The organism is Pseudomonas protegens CHA0 (assembly GCF_000397205.1).
GTDB classification, from domain to species: Bacteria; Pseudomonadota; Gammaproteobacteria; order Pseudomonadales; family Pseudomonadaceae; genus Aquipseudomonas; species Aquipseudomonas protegens.
On the sequence record NC_021237.1, the window covers coordinates 6,686,823 to 6,702,814 of the forward strand.

At 67.4% G+C, this 15,992-nt stretch carries 11 protein-coding genes; 1 reads left to right on the top strand and 10 read right to left on the bottom strand.

Features of this window, described 5'->3' with window-relative positions; translation table 11 throughout:
* The first annotated feature begins 68 nt into the window (after positions 1-68).
* The gene (locus PFLCHA0_RS30075) at positions 69-1,469 is read left to right on the top strand and encodes an aminoacyl-tRNA deacylase and HDOD domain-containing protein (protein WP_011064240.1); all 1,401 of its coding nucleotides are present in this window, start codon (positions 69-71) and stop codon (positions 1,467-1,469) included.
* A gap of 58 nt (positions 1,470-1,527) precedes the next feature.
* Here PFLCHA0_RS30075 and PFLCHA0_RS30080 read toward each other — a convergent pair whose 3' ends face one another.
* From PFLCHA0_RS30080 to PFLCHA0_RS30125, 10 genes are all read right to left on the bottom strand, one after another.
* On the bottom strand, positions 1,528-1,911 hold the full coding sequence (locus tag PFLCHA0_RS30080) for a hypothetical protein (protein WP_015637475.1): 384 nt from the start codon (positions 1,909-1,911) through the stop codon (positions 1,528-1,530).
* 140 nt (positions 1,912-2,051) lie between these two features.
* Entirely contained in the window at positions 2,052-2,981 is a 930-nt protein-coding gene (tagQ, locus tag PFLCHA0_RS30085; RefSeq protein WP_011064242.1) for a type VI secretion system-associated lipoprotein TagQ, read from the bottom strand.
* An 83-nt stretch (positions 2,982-3,064) separates the two neighbouring features.
* The gene (locus PFLCHA0_RS30090; RefSeq protein WP_230493612.1) at positions 3,065-4,747 is read right to left on the bottom strand and encodes a formylglycine-generating enzyme family protein; all 1,683 of its coding nucleotides are present in this window, start codon (positions 4,745-4,747) and stop codon (positions 3,065-3,067) included.
* Positions 4,748-4,769: 22 nt separating this feature from the next.
* Positions 4,770-5,972 carry an ABC transporter permease gene (locus PFLCHA0_RS30095; protein WP_015637478.1) on the bottom strand — a complete coding sequence of 401 codons (1,203 nt, stop codon included), beginning with the start codon at positions 5,970-5,972 and terminating at the stop codon, positions 4,770-4,772.
* Positions 5,972-6,688 (bottom strand): ABC transporter ATP-binding protein, encoded by a 717-nt coding sequence (locus tag PFLCHA0_RS30100; protein WP_011064245.1) that lies wholly within the window; start codon positions 6,686-6,688, stop codon positions 5,972-5,974. Before PFLCHA0_RS30100 ends, PFLCHA0_RS30095 begins: the two co-directional genes overlap by 1 nt.
* Positions 6,688-9,771: a serine/threonine-protein kinase gene (locus PFLCHA0_RS30105; RefSeq protein WP_015637479.1), complete on the bottom strand. Its 3,084-nt coding sequence runs from the start codon at positions 9,769-9,771 to the stop codon at positions 6,688-6,690. The genes PFLCHA0_RS30100 and PFLCHA0_RS30105 overlap by 1 nt, the downstream gene beginning before the upstream one ends.
* A 2-nt stretch (positions 9,772-9,773) precedes the next feature.
* Entirely contained in the window at positions 9,774-10,508 is a 735-nt protein-coding gene (locus PFLCHA0_RS30110; RefSeq protein ID WP_011064247.1) for a PP2C family protein-serine/threonine phosphatase, read from the bottom strand.
* Positions 10,509-11,162 (bottom strand): type VI secretion system-associated protein TagF, encoded by a 654-nt coding sequence (gene tagF, locus PFLCHA0_RS30115; protein ID WP_011064248.1) that lies wholly within the window; start codon positions 11,160-11,162, stop codon positions 10,509-10,511.
* Positions 11,159-14,665 (bottom strand): type VI secretion system membrane subunit TssM, encoded by a 3,507-nt coding sequence (gene tssM / locus PFLCHA0_RS30120; RefSeq protein ID WP_015637480.1) that lies wholly within the window; start codon positions 14,663-14,665, stop codon positions 11,159-11,161. The genes tagF and tssM overlap by 4 nt, the downstream gene beginning before the upstream one ends.
* Entirely contained in the window at positions 14,662-15,987 is a 1,326-nt protein-coding gene (locus tag PFLCHA0_RS30125) for a DotU family type VI secretion system protein (RefSeq protein ID WP_015637481.1), read from the bottom strand. Before PFLCHA0_RS30125 ends, tssM begins: the two co-directional genes overlap by 4 nt.
* Between the last annotated feature and the right edge of the window lie 5 nt (positions 15,988-15,992).

The window sequence follows — 15,992 nt, forward strand, 5'->3', positions numbered from 1 at the left end:
GTTAGTGAACCCTCGCCATAACCAAGCTGGTTATACTCGTCAAATTGTAGAAAAACGGATACCAGACCATGACAGAAGTTGCCCTCGACATTGCAACCCCACACGCTCCGTCTGTTATCCGGTTGCTGCTCGGCAAGCTGGCCATCAGCTACAACGAAGTGATCGACCAGCCGGGCCTGCCGGCTGCGCGCAAGGTCCAGGCGGTACTGCTGGACGACGCCGTCGGCGCGCTGATGGTGCTGTTCCCGCAGAGCCAGTTACTGGACCTCAACCGCCTGGCCGAACTCACCGGCCGCCGCCTGACCGCCGTTTCCACCGAACGCCTGGAGCGCATGCTCGGCAAGCACAGCCTGAGCCTGCTGCCCGGCCTGCCGGCGCTCACCAGCTCACCGTGCCTGTACGAAGAAAGCCTGCTGCGCGAGCCCTGCCTGCTGATCAACTCCGGCGAGCCCGGGGTACTGCTGGAGATCACCAGCGAAGCCTTCAAGAGCATGCTCAGCAAAGCCAGCGCCGGCAACTTCGGCGAGCCCCTGAGCAGCATTCGCCCCAACCTCGACCGCCCGGACGATGACCGCGAGGAGATCTCCCAGGCGATGCAGGCCTTCACCGCGCGGCGCATCCAGCAGCGCCTGGAAGCCACCATCGAGATCCCGCCCCTGGCGGAAACCGCGCAGAAGATCATCAAGCTGCGGGTCGACCCCAACGCCACCATCGACGACATCACCGGTGTGGTGGAAACCGACCCGGCCCTGGCCGCCCAGGTGGTCAGCTGGGCCGCCTCGCCCTACTACGCCTCGCCCGGCAAGATCCGCTCGGTGGAAGACGCCATCGTCCGCGTGCTGGGCTTCGACCTGGTGATCAACCTGGCACTGGGCCTGGCCCTGGGCAAGACCCTGAGCCTGCCCAAGGACCAGCCGCAGCACGCCACGCCTTACTGGCAGCAGTCGATCTACACCGCCGCGGTGATCGAGGGCCTGACCCGCGCCATGCCCCGTGCCCAGCGCCCGGAAGCCGGCCTGACCTACCTGGCCGGCCTGCTGCACAACTTCGGCTACCTGCTGCTGGCCCACGTGTTCCCGCCGCACTTCTCGCTGATCTGCCGGCATTTGGAGGTCAACCCGCACCTGTGCCACAGCTATGTCGAACAGCACCTGCTGGGTATCAGCCGCGAACAGATCGGCGCCTGGCTGATGCGCTACTGGGACATGCCGGAAGAGCTGTGCACCGCCCTGCGCTTCCAGCACGACCCGAGCTACGACGGCGCCTATGCCGAGTACCCGAACCTGGTGTGCCTGGCCGTGCGCCTGCTGCGCAGCCGGGGCATCGGCTCCGGGCCCCACGAGGATATCCCCGACGCCCTGCTGGAACGCCTGGGCCTGACCCGGGACAAGGCGGACGACGTGGTGAGCAAGGTGCTGGAAGCCGAAGTACTGCTGCGGGAACTGGCTTCGCAGTTCAGCCAGGCCTGAGTCCATTCGCCGGCCCGCCCACTCCTGCAGGAGGCGGCTTGCCGGCGAAGTTTCCCGGTCAAGCCTTGGGCTTGGCCTTTTTCGGTTTCAGGTACTTGGTCAGCCCCTGGAACCAGATCACCAGGGCCGGGTTGCCCTTGATCTGGATCGACTTGTCCTGAATACCGGTCATGAATGCCAACTGCTTGTTCTTCGCCTGCAGGGTGGCGAAGCCGTAGGCGGCATCCTTGAAGGCGATGGCGAATGCCGGCTCGGGATAGAACCCCGAACGGCTGGTGACGCGCTGGTCCTTGACGAAAAAATGCCGAGCAACCTTGCCGTCGAGCGTCTGCAGCTGGAACACCAGCTCCTTGTCACCCAACTGTTGCTGGAAAGCAGGATTGTTGCGGCTGGCTTTGCCCATCAACAGGCCAAGCACCCAGAGAAGAAAACGGAATTTCATGCACGGCGCCTCAGTGGAATTATTGGATGGCCGGCGCAGTTTAACCTGTAACTCGAAGAGCGCCAGCCGATCTGTTCGATTGCTCGGAGATCGGCTGGCGTTCAACGCTTATCGCGACATCTTGTCAGACAATCGCCAACTCAGACGTTAGGGCAAGGCACCGGTGCCCAGTCACCCAGGTCCGGGTTCTTGCACATGCTGTTGACCTGGGTCTGGCCGGTGGTCGCGACCTTGTTGCTCTCGGCCTGCTTGATCTTGGCATCCTGGATCGACCTCTCGGTGCTCACCGCTTCCTGAGGCACGGTCGGCAGCTTGGGCTGCTTGACCTTCTGTGGCTGTTTTCTCTTGCCACCGGTGGTCACCGTGGTGGTATCGGCGGTGGCGACTTTCACCACGTCGGTACGCTGCACGCCCACTTGCTGCAGATCCTGCTCGTAGGCCTGGTTGTACTTGCTCAGGTCTTCGCTGGCACGGCCGTTCACCGCGGTGATCAGGTCGTTGGACTCCTTCAGGCCGCTGACGATTTCCGCCAGGCGCTTGCGCCCTTCCACGTCATTGATGGTGTTGGCCTTGCGGGAGCTGATCAGGCTGTCGAAGGCGCGCTGGTAGCAGGTCTGGGAAGCGCGGGCATAGGCCGTGCTGCGGTCGATGTCGGCCGCGCTCTTGTTGACGTCGGCAGCGTAGGAAGCGATGCGCTGGTTGTCGTCGGCGATCTGCTTCTGGCGCTCGGTGTAGTAACCGGCTGCGCCACCGGCCAGGGCACCGCCTGCGGCACCGATGGCGGCGTTGCGGCCACGGTGGTCGCCGTCACCGGTCAGGGCACCGAGCAAAGCGCCGCCGGCAGCGCCCAGGGCAGCACCGGTGACCACCGACTTGGTCATGTCCGAATCCGTGGCGCGCAGGTGCTGCACCGGCTCGTAGCAGCTCGGGTAGTACTCGACCTTGGTGGTCGAGGCGACCTTGGACACCGGAGAGGTCGCGCAACCGGTCAATACGGTGCTGAACCCGGCGGCAACCAACAGCAGGTGACGCTTGGACGTTGAAGCAAATGGGTTGCGGGAAAAAAGCATGTTCGTGATCTCGATTAAGTTTGACCAACTCGGCGCGACGCAATGTCGTCCGAGATCCTCCAGGCTCGACAGACAGCGGCCGGTCATGACTTCTGACCGGTCGATGCGAGCAGTTCCTTCAAAATCGTCGCCGGGTCGGCTCGCCGTTGCTGGCGATAATTCCCGACATGGCGAACGAATAACGTAGCGCGCGTCACCAGGCTCTTGCCGAGCACCGGCTTGCGATTGAGCTCTTCCTTGATTCGTTGAAATTGCGCCTGGATCACCGCGTCGGTGTAACGGGTGCCCGTGGCCAGGTTGTCGATGTAGATCGCCACCGCCCCGTCCAGCGCGCTGCGGCCGTTGTCGATGGCTTCGGCGAACAGCTTGGCGCTGGGCTCGTCCTTGGCATCGATGGCCTGCTGCTGGCTCTTCTTCAGGTTGGTCAGGCGGATGTTGTAGTTGTTGATGGTCTCGGCCACCAGGGCCGACGACTGGATCAGGTTGCCGGCCGCTTCCTCGCGCTGCTGGGCGATCAGCGAGACGTTGCGCTTGAGCTCTTCGTTGACCAGCCCCAGCTCCGCCTGCAGGCGCGGGTCGACGCTGGCGGCGATGATGGCGTCCAGGCGCTTGGTGGGGTCCTGGGCGTCGTCGATGGCATCGGTCAGGGACGCCAGGCGGCCCTCCTTCTGCCACTGGGCAAACAGCTCCTTGTAGCGCGAACGGGGCGCCGACAGCGCGCCGATGGCCACCCGGAAACCGGTGGTTTCGTTGCTCTGCTCAGTGCCGTCGGCGCCAAACAGCGGGTACTCGCGGCGCATCCCGGTGAACAGCGTGCCTTCGCCTTCCAGGTAGTTGCCACCCTTGACTACGAAACCGCCGTAGGTGCCCTGGCGGCGCCCGGCGCGCACCAGCTGGAAGGACTCCTGGACCATCTCGGCGGCGTTGCCGATCACGTCGAACATGCCGATGGGGTTGGGCAGCTTGGTGCCGATGGGCATCAGGCGCGCGGCCTGGCCGGTGCCGCCGGCCACCTGGTTGAACACCGCCCAGTCCGCCAGCGGGCCGTCGTCTTCGCTGCCCTCCACGCGCCGCGGGAACAGGCGGCCTTCCAGCTCCTGGCGGCTGACCGCCTGGCCGCCGCGGGCGGCGTATTCCCACTCCACCTCGGTGGGCAGGCGCACAAAGCCCAGGCCACCGTCTTCCGAGGAACTGCCACGGCCGCTGACCGGCAGCAGGTCGCGGTGGTTCTTCATCAGCCAGGCGCTGTACACCGCGGCAAAGCGCTCGGCCTCGAAACGCGACAGCTTGACCTTGGGCAGGCGCCCCTGCAGGCCCTCCGGCGCCTCACAGGCCGGGGCCGGATCACCGCTGGCCAGGGACTGGGCCTGGGCCATGACCTGGGCGTACTGGCGGGCAGTGACCTCGTACTTGCCGATGAAATACAGCATTGGCTTGAGGGGCACCCCGGCGCCACTTTTCGGCAGCGCCGGGCCAATGGTCTTGCCCCAGGCGCCAGGCAGGTCCTTGAGGGTGAACTGGCCGTTGATGTAGTCCCGGCGATAGCCGGAAATGAACGACTGCTGGTAACCGCTCTCGCCCTCGCTGAAGGGGTAGCCGAGGTTCACCTCACGGTCGTCCAGGGTGCCCTGGGCCAGCACGTAGACGTAGCGGAACACCATCTCGCCGTCGCAGGGCAGTGGCAGACTAACGTCGTCCGGCAACGGCTTGGGGTTGTCCATCTTGTTCGCCGGTTCTTCGGCCCACACGGCCCCGGCCAGGGTCATGGCCAGCACGGTGCTGATCAACTTATACATCGCGAATTCCTTCACAGGCTTCTATGCGCGACACCCGCCAGCCGCCCAGCGCGGCGGCCAGGGTACTGACGCCCAGCGTCGCCAACAGGGCCAGCCCGTAATGGGCCGGCAGCAGGTGGCTGGCGTATTCGCCGGGCGCCTGCATGAACAAATGATTCAGCCCGGCCTGGGCCAGGCCATACAGGGCGCCGCTCAACAGCGCGGCAAAACCGGCGCTGTACAGCGCCTGGGCCACCACGAACAGCAGCAGCGCACCGGTGGAAAACCCCAGCAGGCGCAACACCGACAGCTCCCGGCGCTTGCGCTCCACCGCCGCCAGGGCCCCGGCGAAGATCGCCGCGAAGGCACCCGCCAGGGCCAGCCCGGCGATCACCCAGAAGACGATGGCCAGGTTGCGGCTCAAGGACTGCACCTGGGCTATGGTCTGGGCCTGGGTCGACACCAGCAGGCCGCGCTCGGCGAAATACAGACGCAATGGCTCGACATCCCCCAGGTCGCGGGCATACAGGCGAAACGCCGGGTAAACCCGCTGCCCGGCAGTTGCCTGGGCATCGCCGAGCCAGCCCAGGGCCGCCACAGCGCGTCCGTCGCGGTAATCCTCGGCGGCTTCCAGCAGCGCCAGCGGGGCGAACAGCGCGTCCCGGGCAAAGGCCTCCAGCGGCAGAACGCCCTCCACTTGGACCCGGGTCCGCTGTACCTCGCTGCGCCCCGCCACCTGCCGGCCAAAGGTCGCCTGCAACCAGTCCCCCGGCTGCACCCCAAGCTTCTCGGCGGCGGTGCGGCTGAGCAGCACGCCACTCATGCCCCGGGGCGCCGGCAAGCGCCCGAGCAAGGGGTCGCCGGCCGCGGTGGGGAGCATTTCCACGGTCAGGCCGATATCCCCCGTGCCCCGGGACAGGTCCGCGGTGGCGGCGATCTGCCGGGTACGCGGCAAGGCAAAGGCCACGTCCGGACGCTGCCCCAACTGGGCGATGAAGTCGGCGCTGAAGCGCCCGCCGCCCAGGGGAATGATCTCGCGCACCGCCGGGTCCTTTTCCAGGCGCTCGGTGAGGCTGCTCACCAGCCCGAACTTGAGCCCGAACAGCACCAGCAAGGGGGCGATCACCGCCACCAGGGCCAGCACCGAACAGGCCGACAGCCAGCTGTCGGCCCGGTAGTCCTGCCAGGCCAGTGCCGCGGTCAGTGAGGCGCGCATCAGCAGGCCTCCCCAAGCGTGGCAGTGACTCCGCCATCGGCGTCGCGCTGGCAGGCGATGCGTCGTACCTGCAAGCCGTTGGCCCGGGCCAGGGGTTCGTCGTGGGTGGCGATCACACAGCACACCCCCTGGTCCCGCGACTGCTGCACCAGCAGTTGCATCACCCGCTGGGCGTTCAAGGGGTCCAGGGCCGCTGTCGGCTCGTCCGCCAGCAATACCTGAGGGTTGTGGGCCAGGGCCCGGGCGCAGCTGACCCGCTGGCGCTGGCCCACCGACAGCGCGGCGGGTTTCTTGTGCAGCTGGTCGGCGATCTCCAGGCGCTCGGCCAGGCGCCGGGGAATGCCCTCGTCCGCCAGCCCCAGCAACTGCCGGGGCAGGCTGATATTCGCGCGCACGTCGAGAAAGCCCAGCAGGCCGCCGGTCTGCAGCACATAACCCAGGTGCCGGCTGCGCAACTGCGCCAGCGCGCTGTGGCCGTCGCCGCGCCAGATCCCGGCAATGTCGATGGCATCCCTGGCCGGGGAGAACTCGAAGCGCGCCGCCGAATCCGGGGCCAGCACCAGCGCCAGCAGGTCCAGCAGCGTGCTCTTGCCGCAACCGCTGGGGCCGACCACCGCCAGTTGATCACCGGCACGCAGTTGCAGCCTGGGGATCACCAGGCTGTAGCGTTGGCGACCCTCGCCGCGGCTCTTGTGCACCTGTGCCAGATTGAGCATCACGGCAGGGTCGACAACGGAACGCGGTACAGGGCATCACCCGGCTCGGCATCACCGAAGCGCACCCAGTTGGCCAGATCGTTATGGAAGGTTTCGTAGAGGCGGATCTTCGAATCCAGCTCGTCGATGAAGTCTTCCTGCTCGGCCACGCTCAGGGACAGCCACAGGTCCTGGGTCATGTTCAGCGACTTGCTGCGGTACGGCAGGCCTTCCAGGTATTCCCCCAGCACGCCGCCGTCGGCCAGGTTGCCGCCCTTGCGCAGGGCCGACGGGTCGCGGCTCATGTAGGCACTGGCGCTGGCGATTTCCTGGAAGAAATCCTTGGGCGAGGTCTGGGTCTTGCGCGCCGCGTCGACGATCAGTTTCAGCGACTGCTGCAAGTCGTTGAGTTGCAGCTTGGTGAGCATCACACAGACCTGGAACGCCGGCAGCGCCGGGTTGGTCAGGTCGCGGTCGGCGGTCCAGGCGCTGACTAGCTGGGGCGCCTGGCTGGCGGACTTGCGGCCGAGGAAATCCATGTGCATGGCGTAGCCGATGGCCGCCGACTTCTGCGTGATGCTCGGCGCCGCCGCCAGCACCGGGACTTCCTGGCTCTGGTTGCTGCGCACCTGATGCACCAGGTCGGCGAACACCGTGCCGATCTCGTCGACCCGCTCGCCGAACTTGCCCACATCGCCACCGGGCACCGGAATGTACAGGTCGCCGATCTTCGGGTTGGCGTCGGCGGTCAGCACCCGGTACTGGGTTTCCGCCTGGGCGTGGTTCTTCTTGCCGGCATCGGTACGCAGGTGCAGGGCGTAGATCTTGATCTGCTTGCCCAGGGCTGCCTGGCGCACTTCCGCCTCGTTCATCTGGGTGCGGCTGTAAGGGTCGTTCTTGCGCAGCGCCCCGGCATCGCTGACCAGCAGGATCAGGCGGCCGCCATAGCCCTTCCAGTCCATGCCCTCCACGGCCTGCATCACGCCGGCAAAGGCGTCTTCGTTGAACGAATGGCTGGAGACACTGGTGGCCTTGACCTGGCTCACCAGCTCCTGGAAGCGCTGGGGATCGCGACCCTGGTCCAGGGTCACCAGGGTCTTGGTCACGTACTCCAGGCCCGGGGTCTTGCTGGTGTTGTTGCGAAAGCCCACCAGGCCGAAGCTGACGCTGTCCAGCTCGCCGCGCTGGGCGATCTTGCTTTGCAGCTCGTGCACCACATCGCGCACCTGGTCGATGTAGGGCTGCATCGACACCGAGGTGTCCACCACCAGCACCACCGCAGTGCGGAAGGCATCGCCGGCCGCCGGAGGAGTATTGGCCGGCAGGCGCTTGCCGCTACTGTCACTGATGCTCTGCGGGCTGTTGCCCGGGTCGATGGAAGCCACATTGAGCAACTGCACCGGCTGGCCGTTGTCGTCGAAACTCTCCTTGGAATCGAAGATCGGCAGCAGGTAGAACTGGTCCTGTGGCACCGCGCTGGCGTTGGGTTCCAGGGCCAGCACCTGCTGTTCGTCCTGGGGGTTCTTCTGTGCCTTGAGCAGCAGGTTCTTGGCCGCCGCAGGGTCCGCCAACAAACGCTCCAGCTCGCTGGCCTGACGCACGAACATCACCGGTGCACGACCGGAACGCTCGGTGAATTTCAGCACCAGGCTCTGCTTCCAGTCGCTGACCTGTTCGGCCGGCAACCAGCCGGCGCTGCGACCGTCACTGGCGGCCCCCAGGCGCAGCCAGGAGCGGCCGTCGAGGTTCTTGCGCTGATACACGTAGAGCACCGAGAACGCCGGCACCGCCTGGCCCGGCGCAGCCCCAGGCTCGCTGGAGAAACTCGCCCCTGGCTTGCTCAGCACCCGCTGGAACAAGGTTTTCTTGCCCGGCATCAGCAGCGGTCGCTGGCCGCCGTCGACATCCGCGGCCACCGGCTGACTGGCCGGGGGCGCCACCACCGCAGGCGTGGTGCCGGCTGTCGAGGCGGTCTTGGGTTCTGGCGCCGGGCTGTCGCCCGACAGCCACCAATAACCGGCGCCCGCCACTGCCAGGGCCACCGCCACGGCGACCCCAGCCAGGGCCAGCACTGGGCCGCGCCGCTGTTCGGAAGGCCCGCTGCCGGCTGGCGGCAGATTGGCCGTGCGCGGCGGCGCGGGCGGCTCCTCGGGCGGCTCGCGGCGCGGCGCCGGTCGGGGCGCCTGCTGCGGGATCTCGATGGACACCGGGGTCAGCCCGGCCAGGTCGTTGCCCTGAGGTACAGGCTGCGACGCAGCCTGGGGTGGCAGCGGCAAGGGCTGGATCAGCGTCGCTTCCACCTCGGCGGTGGCGGCCGGCAGGTTGTCCAGGGCCGCCAGCAAGGCGGCGGCATCCGGGTAGCGCTCGGCCGGGTCCTTGGCCAGCAGCTTGCGCAGGATGTGCTGGTAGCGACCGTGGTGCAGCGGCAGCTCCGGCAGCGGCTCGGTCAGGTGGGCCAGGGCTGTGGACAGCGCGTCGGTGCCGTTGTAAGGCAGCTCGCCCACCAGGATTTCATACAGCACCACCCCCAGGGCATAGAGGTCGGCGCGGCCGTCGATGTCCTGGCCACGAGCCTGTTCGGGGCTCATGTAGCTCGGGGTGCCTACGGCAAAACCGGCCTGGGTGAACTGGGTGCGGTCGTCCAGGGACTTGGCGATGCCGAAGTCCGAGAGCACCGCGGTGCCGTCGGCGCGGAACAGGATGTTGGCCGGCTTCACATCGCGGTGTACCAGCCCCTGGGCATGGGCATAGCCCAGGGCCGAGGCGATCTGGCGGATATAGGTCAGGCCCTGCTCCGGGGTCAGCCCGGCGGCGATGCGCTCTTTCAGCGTGCCGTTGGGCAGGTACTCCATGGCCATGTAGTACAGCTCGCCGACATTGCCGATGTCGTGGATGGTCACGGTGTGCGGGTGCGACAGCCGCGCCAGGGTCTTGCCCTCGCGCAGGAAGCGCTCGCAGAAGCTCGGGTCGGCGGCCAGCGCCGCGGCCATCACCTTGAGTGCCACCTTGCGTTCCAGGGAACGCTGGGTCGCCAGGTACACGCTGGCCATGGCGCCTTCGCCAATTTCGCCCTGGATGTCAAAGCCGGGAATCAGAATGTCCATGGTCAGTGTCCTGCGGCCTTGATCACGATGGCGGTGATGTTGTCCGGAGCGCCCCGGGTCAGGCCCAGGTGGATCAGGCTGCGCACCACGTCATTGGGCTCGCTGTGGCTGAGCACGTCACGCAGCTCAAAGTCCTCGGCGGTCTTGTTCAGGCCGTCGCTGCACAGCAGGAAGGTGTCGCCGTCCTGCACCTGCAGGTCAATCTGGGACAGCTCCAGCTGGGCCTCGACGCCAATCGCCCGGGTCACGATGTTGGCCCGCGGGTGCACCCGCGCCTCGGCCTCGCTGAGCAGGCCGCTGTCCTGCAGGTCCTGGACGTAGCTGTGGTCCCGGGAAATGCCTTCCAGCTGTTCGTCCCGCAACCGGTACAGGCGGCTATCGCCGGCCCACAGGCACACGGCCCGGGCCCCGCGTACCGCCAGCAGCACCACAGTGCTGCCCATCATGGTCACCCCACGGTTGGCGGTTTCCTCGCGCACCGCGGCGTTGACCGCGGCCAGGCCGTTGCGCAGCGCGGCGACATAGTCGTCCAGGCTGTCGGCGGCCGGAACCGCCCGCAGGCTGTCGACGATCAGGCTGCTGACATAGTCCCCGGCGGCGTGCCCGCCCATACCGTCGGCCACCAGCCACAGGCCGGTCTCCGGGGCTTCGAGCCAGGCGTCTTCATTGATTTTCCGCACCATGCCGACATGGCTGTAGCTGGCGGACTGGTAGGACAGTTGCGGCGCTGAACGCATTTAGACGGCACCCTCTTGTCCGAGCAAAAATTGCGCAAATTCACTGGCCGGCGGCAAGCCCTGGCAGCGCAACAGCATTGGGCTGATGTACTGCGAACCGCGCCCCCACCAGGCACTCGATCCCGCGCAGGCCTGGGCCGCGAGTACCGCGCCCCGGGCCTGTGGATCGCTGACGTAAAACCGCTGCAGGCCGGCGTAGTGGCTGCCTTCGATCCGGCTGGCCGGGCTTGGCGCGCCCAGGGCCTGCAAGCCCTCTTCCAGGGCTTCGAAACTGGCGCCCTCTTCCAGGGTCGCCAGCAACAGCTCTTCCACCTGTTCGAACCACTGCTCCGGGCCGCCGACCAACGAAGCCAGGTCAGCCTCGGGCTCCAGCAGCGCAGCCACGGTCAGGGGGAAATAGCGCCCCACCCGGTCGATGCTCGGCATCACCACCCCGACCGCCGCCTGGGGCCCGCAGACCCCGGGGGCCAGGGCGAAGCGCCACAACGGGCTGATCAGGTAGGCGTTCAGCCACTGCTCACCCAGGGCGTTCTGGCTGGCCAGCAGCCCCGCCGCCAGCCAACTGTCCCAGGGGCCGATGAAACTCTGCGGCAGGCCACGGCTGACAAAATCGCCGCGGCTGGCCAACTTGCCGTACAGGCCCGGCGCCGTCATAGCCGCTCCGGCAGGCTGAAGCCACTGAGCACCCGGCTCTTGAACGGGTTGAAGGCGCTGCTGGCCCGCAGCTCGTAGGAAATGCTCGCACCGTCCACCCGTAGCCGCAGGTTGAAGCGGTCCGGCGAATTGGTGGCGGTCAGGTCCGACTGCTCCAGCAGGCGGAACCAGGCCCAGGGGCCATCCAGGGTGATCCCGGAACGCCCGGTGGCCGAAGGCGGCATGATCGACAGGCGCACCACGCCGATGCTCCCCGGGTTGGGCCATTGCATGGCCACCGGCCGGCTCGGGCCGTGGTCGTAGCTCAGTTGCTGGCCGTCCAGGTCGAGGAGGAACTGGCTGATATCGGCGTCCATCGCCACCGGTTTGAGTTCGAAACGCACGGCCGGCTGGGTACCGCCACTGGAGCGGAAGAAGGCGTCGCGAATGTTCGAAGCGCGCTGGAAGGTCTGCAGCACGCCAGGGGAAATCCCCAGCTTCTGCGCCGCGCCTGGCTGCCAGCTCCAGGTGGTGGTCGAGGTGTTGACGTAGGGCTGCAGGTACTTGCGGAAGTAGTTGTCCATCACCCCGCCGGTGCCGAAGAACTGGCCGAAGTCTTCCAGGGTCGCGTCCCGGGAGCTGCCCGGCGACATCGGGTAACGGCCGCTCAGGGACTGGCGATAGACGTTCACCACTTCGCTGACCCAGGCCGCGTTCAGCTGGTTGCGCACCCCGCCCATCATGGTGTTGGTGGTGGAGCCCACCACCGACTTGACCAGCCCCTGGACCACCGGAGGCTGGCGCTCGGCGGTCAGGCTGACCCGCGCCGCAGCGGCGCTGGCCTGGTTCTTGGCCTCGCCCAGCAGCGCGTCGCCGCTGGCCCCGACCATGGCGCTGACCTGCACGTACAGGGCGTTCATGTCCGCCAGCAGGCCGTCGATGGCCGCCGGCTCGCCCTCGCCCTTGCTCACCAGGCTGTTGAGTTCGGCGAAGTGCGCGCTCACCGGGTCTTCGCTGCTGGCCACGGCAGCCGGGTTGGCCGACTGTTCCTGGCCCAGCAGGGTACCCAGGCGTTGCTTGAGCTGGTCCACACCGCCCTCGACCTTCTGGCCCTGGGCCGCCAGCAGGCGTTCTTCCTGTTGCAGGTCGGTTTCCTTGGCCACGGCCACCAACAGTTTCTTCAGCGGCGAAGTGGGCCCGGACAGAATCCGCAGCACGTCGGCGGCCTGGGCCACGCTGGTGATCGGCACGAAGTCGATGTCCGCCAGCAAGGCGTCCCACTGGCGCAGGTAATCCTGGAAGTACAGGCGGCGCACGTCGGCGGCAAGGCTGGCGACGTTCTGCTGGTCGGCCTGATCGCGACCCAGCACCCACTGTTCTTCCGCCAGGGTGCCTGCCTGGTTGAGGCTGGCCAGGAGGAAGCCCTGGCGGTAGCCCTTGGCGGTGAACAGCCCGCTCAGGGGCTCGCTCAACGGCTTGCCGCTCTTGCGGGTGAACACCAGCGCGGCGTCACGGCCACCGGCCTCGCTGAGGCGAAAGTCCGGCACGCCGTCCGGCAGCTTGGCGCGCTTGACCCGGTCATACACCCGCTGGGCCACCGGCAGCTGTTGCAGCTGGCGGCGCAGGTCGTCGATCAGGCGCTGGTCCAGGCGCGCGTTCGGTGGGTGTTTTTCGAACAGCGCCTGCAGGTGCCCGGTCAGGGCCTGACGCTGGTCCGGCGGCAGGTCGCGGGCCAAGGTGTGATCCCAGTCCAGGGTGATCCAGGCCTTGATGAAGTCCGGGTCGTAGTGCTCGCTGTCCGCCAGCATCAGGTAGGCCTTGAGCCCCTCGTAGAGGAAGTCCGAGTTGCCGCCGCTGTGCAGTTGCTCTTCGATGCGGGTCATCAGCCGTGGGGCGAACACCGCCACCAACAGCTTGCGATAGACGCTGGCGGACTCGGCTTCGAGCATGTCGCCCTGGTACAGGCCCAGGCCTTCGGCCCAGCCCGGGGCGTCGCCGGCCAGGTGGCGGGTGGCGTTGAGCAGCGGCAGCACCGCCAGCACATCGCGCTGGGCCGGGCTGAGGTTCTGCACGTCCTGGCGCACCGGGCCGACGCGCTGGTCGACCTGGGCAATGTAGGCCTGGTTGGCCCTGTAGCTGATGATCCACAAGGTGCTGACCACCAGCACCAGGGCTACGGTGCCAGCCAGGGCGCCACGGGCGATCCATTTGCGCCGGCGCTCGACCTTGGGGTTGACCCCCACCAGCCCGCGCTCGGCAAAGGCCACGGCACTGAACAGCTTCTCGATGAAGTAGCTGCGCCCGGTGCCGGTCTGCCGCGCCAGGTGCTGGCGGTCCAGGTTCATGCTCTGGGCCATGGCGCCGATCAGGCGGTCGATCGGGCTGCCTTCCTGGGTGCCGCTGGTGAAGTACACCCCGCGCAGCAGTACCCGCTCTTCGAAGGCATTGGGCTTGAACACCCCTTCCAGGAAGCTCTGCAAGGATTCCTTGAGCGCTGCGAACTGCTGCGGGAAGCCGTAGATCAGGTCGCGCCGCGCCGGGTCGCGTTCCTGCTGCAGGCGTTCCACCAGGCGCTCGTTGAGCCGCTGCTCCAGGGCCGCCAGTTCCGCCGGCAGGTGGGCCAGGGGGCTGTCACCGCTCTTGCCGTCGTCCAGGGCGAAGGTCATGCCCCAGACCTGGGCCCGCTCTTCCTTGCTCAGGGAGTCGAAGAACTCCATGAAACCCGGCACCAGATCGAGCTTGGTGAGCATCAGGTAGATCGGGAAGCGCACTCCCAGCTGGGTGTACAGCTCCTGGATCCGCAGGCGGATCGCTGCGGCGTGGGCAGCGCGCTCCGCTTCGCTGCCGAGCAACAGGTCGGAGAGGCTGATGGCAACGAAGGCGCCATCGATCGGCCGCCGCGAGCGCTGGGTTTTCAGCAGGTCGAGAAAGCCCAGCCAGGCTGCCTTGTCCACCGTGGCATGGCTGTCCTGAGTGGTGTAGCGGCCGGCGGTATCGAGCAGCACGGCCTGGTCGGTGAACCACCAGTCGCAGTTGCGGGTGCCGCCCACGCCGCGTACGGCACCGGCGCCCAACTGGGCGGCCAGGGGGAAATGCAGGCCGGAATTGACCAGTGCGGTGGTCTTGCCGGAACCCGGCGGACCGATGATCACGTACCACGGCAGCTCGTAGAGATTGCGTCGCTCGTCACCGCCGAGCTTGGCCTTCTTCAGCAGCGCCAGGGCTTCGTCCATGCGCTGGCGCAGGGCGGCCAGTTCCTCGGCAGTGGCCACGCTGTCCGGGTCCGGCGGGGTGTCGGCGGCCAGGCTCTGCAAGACCTTGGCCGCATGCCGACGGGTCTGGATGATGCAAAACACCCGGTAGCCGATCCACAGCGCGAAGATGAAAATGATCAGCGCCCAACGCCGGCCTTCCGGTACCAGGAACTCCAGCAACGGGCCAATGAACCAGATGATCAGGCTCAGGGCGATCAGCCCCAGCAGCGGGATCACCCAGCGAATCACAAAACTGAAAAACGCCTTCACTCGACCCCCTCCGCCAATACGCTGATTTCTACCCGACGATTACGTGCCCGCCCTTCGGCGGTGGCATTGGTTGCCAGCGGCTCGGTGTCACTGCGGCCTTCGGCGCTGAAGCGCTCCGGCTGCCCGGTCTTCGCCGCGAGGATCTGCAACACCGACTCGGCGCGGGCCTGGGACAGCTTCCAGTTGGACGGGAAGCGCAAGGTGGCGATCGGTCGGTTGTCGCTGTGGCCGGTGATCCGCACCTGGCCCTTGACCTTGCGCACCGCGTCGGCGATGCGCAGCATCAGCGGCTGGTAGTCGTCGAGGATGCTGGCGCTGGCCGAGGCGAACAGCTCGTCGCCACGGATGGTCACCACCGAACGATCGACGGCGTCTTCCACCGCCACCCGCCCGGCCTTGATGTCCTCGGCGAGGAAGCCCGCCAGGCGCGGACGCTCGACAATCTTCGGCTGGATCACCGGGCGGTCCAGGGTCTGCACCGGGATCTCGCCCAGGGCATGGATGTTCTTGAACACCGGCTCGGCGTCCGCCGCCAGTTTCAGGCGCAGGCCGAACAGCAGCGCCAGGAGCAGGGCCACGCCGATGGCGATGCCGACCCAAGGCGGCATGAACTGGGCCAGCCGGTCACGAGCCACGCTGACCCCGCGCCAGTGTGGCGACAGCTCGCGCTCGTGCTCGCCACGGGCGCTGCGGATGGTGGCCGCGGTGCGCTCGCGCAGGGCCTCGAGCTGGCTGCGGCCATCGATCATCACCCGGTAGCGGCCTTCGAAACCCAGGCACATGCACAGGTACAACAGCTCCAGCAGGTACAGGCGCTCGCGCGGGCTTTGCAGGCAGTGCTCCAGCAGCTGGAAGACCTTCTCGCCGCCCCAGGCCTCGTTGTGCACGGTGATCAGTAGGCTCTGCTTGCCCCAGTCGCTGGTGCTGCCCCAGGGCGTGCTCAGCACGGCTTCATCCAGGGCAGTACAGAGCGCATAGCGCGCCAGCAGCACGTCGTTGCGCGGCACGCCGGCGGCTTCCGCGCGCTCCTCGAACTGGCGCAGGTAGGCCAGCAGTTGCGCCCTCAGGCTGGCCGGCGCCGGGTGCGCCAGGGTGCTGCGCAACCTTGTGAGCAAGGCCAGCAGCGGGCCCGCGGCGCTTTCCAGGGGGTTCAGGCCACGGGCCTGGCCGGCCGGCAGCGGCGCCGCTGGCATGGCCAGCGACGGCGCGGGCGCAGCAGCCGGGCGCCCGGGCTCGGGAGCACGGCCACCGGGGCGCGGCATGAATTGGGTACGGTCGTTGGGCGGGGACGGCTGCCCTGGCGAATCGTCGAAAGGATGCATCGCGA

What these genes read in the sequence shown, in the direction of transcription:
- PFLCHA0_RS30080 (WP_015637475.1), bottom strand. Translation starts at nt 1,911, where the DNA reads ATGAAATTCCGTTTTCTTCTCTGGGTGCTTGGCCTGTTGATGGGCAAA.
- PFLCHA0_RS30105 (WP_015637479.1), bottom strand. Translation starts at nt 9,771, where the DNA reads ATGGACATTCTGATTCCCGGCTTTGACATCCAGGGCGAAATTGGCGAA.
- tagF (WP_011064248.1), bottom strand. Translation starts at nt 11,162, where the DNA reads ATGACGGCGCCGGGCCTGTACGGCAAGTTGGCCAGCCGCGGCGATTTT.
- PFLCHA0_RS30075 (WP_011064240.1), top strand. Translation starts at nt 69, where the DNA reads ATGACAGAAGTTGCCCTCGACATTGCAACCCCACACGCTCCGTCTGTT.
- PFLCHA0_RS30090 (WP_230493612.1), bottom strand. Translation starts at nt 4,747, where the DNA reads ATGACCCTGGCCGGGGCCGTGTGGGCCGAAGAACCGGCGAACAAGATG.
- PFLCHA0_RS30095 (WP_015637478.1), bottom strand. Translation starts at nt 5,972, where the DNA reads ATGCGCGCCTCACTGACCGCGGCACTGGCCTGGCAGGACTACCGGGCC.
- PFLCHA0_RS30100 (WP_011064245.1), bottom strand. Translation starts at nt 6,688, where the DNA reads ATGCTCAATCTGGCACAGGTGCACAAGAGCCGCGGCGAGGGTCGCCAA.
- PFLCHA0_RS30125 (WP_015637481.1), bottom strand. Translation starts at nt 15,987, where the DNA reads ATGCATCCTTTCGACGATTCGCCAGGGCAGCCGTCCCCGCCCAACGAC.
- tagQ (WP_011064242.1), bottom strand. Translation starts at nt 2,981, where the DNA reads ATGCTTTTTTCCCGCAACCCATTTGCTTCAACGTCCAAGCGTCACCTG.
- PFLCHA0_RS30110 (WP_011064247.1), bottom strand. Translation starts at nt 10,508, where the DNA reads ATGCGTTCAGCGCCGCAACTGTCCTACCAGTCCGCCAGCTACAGCCAT.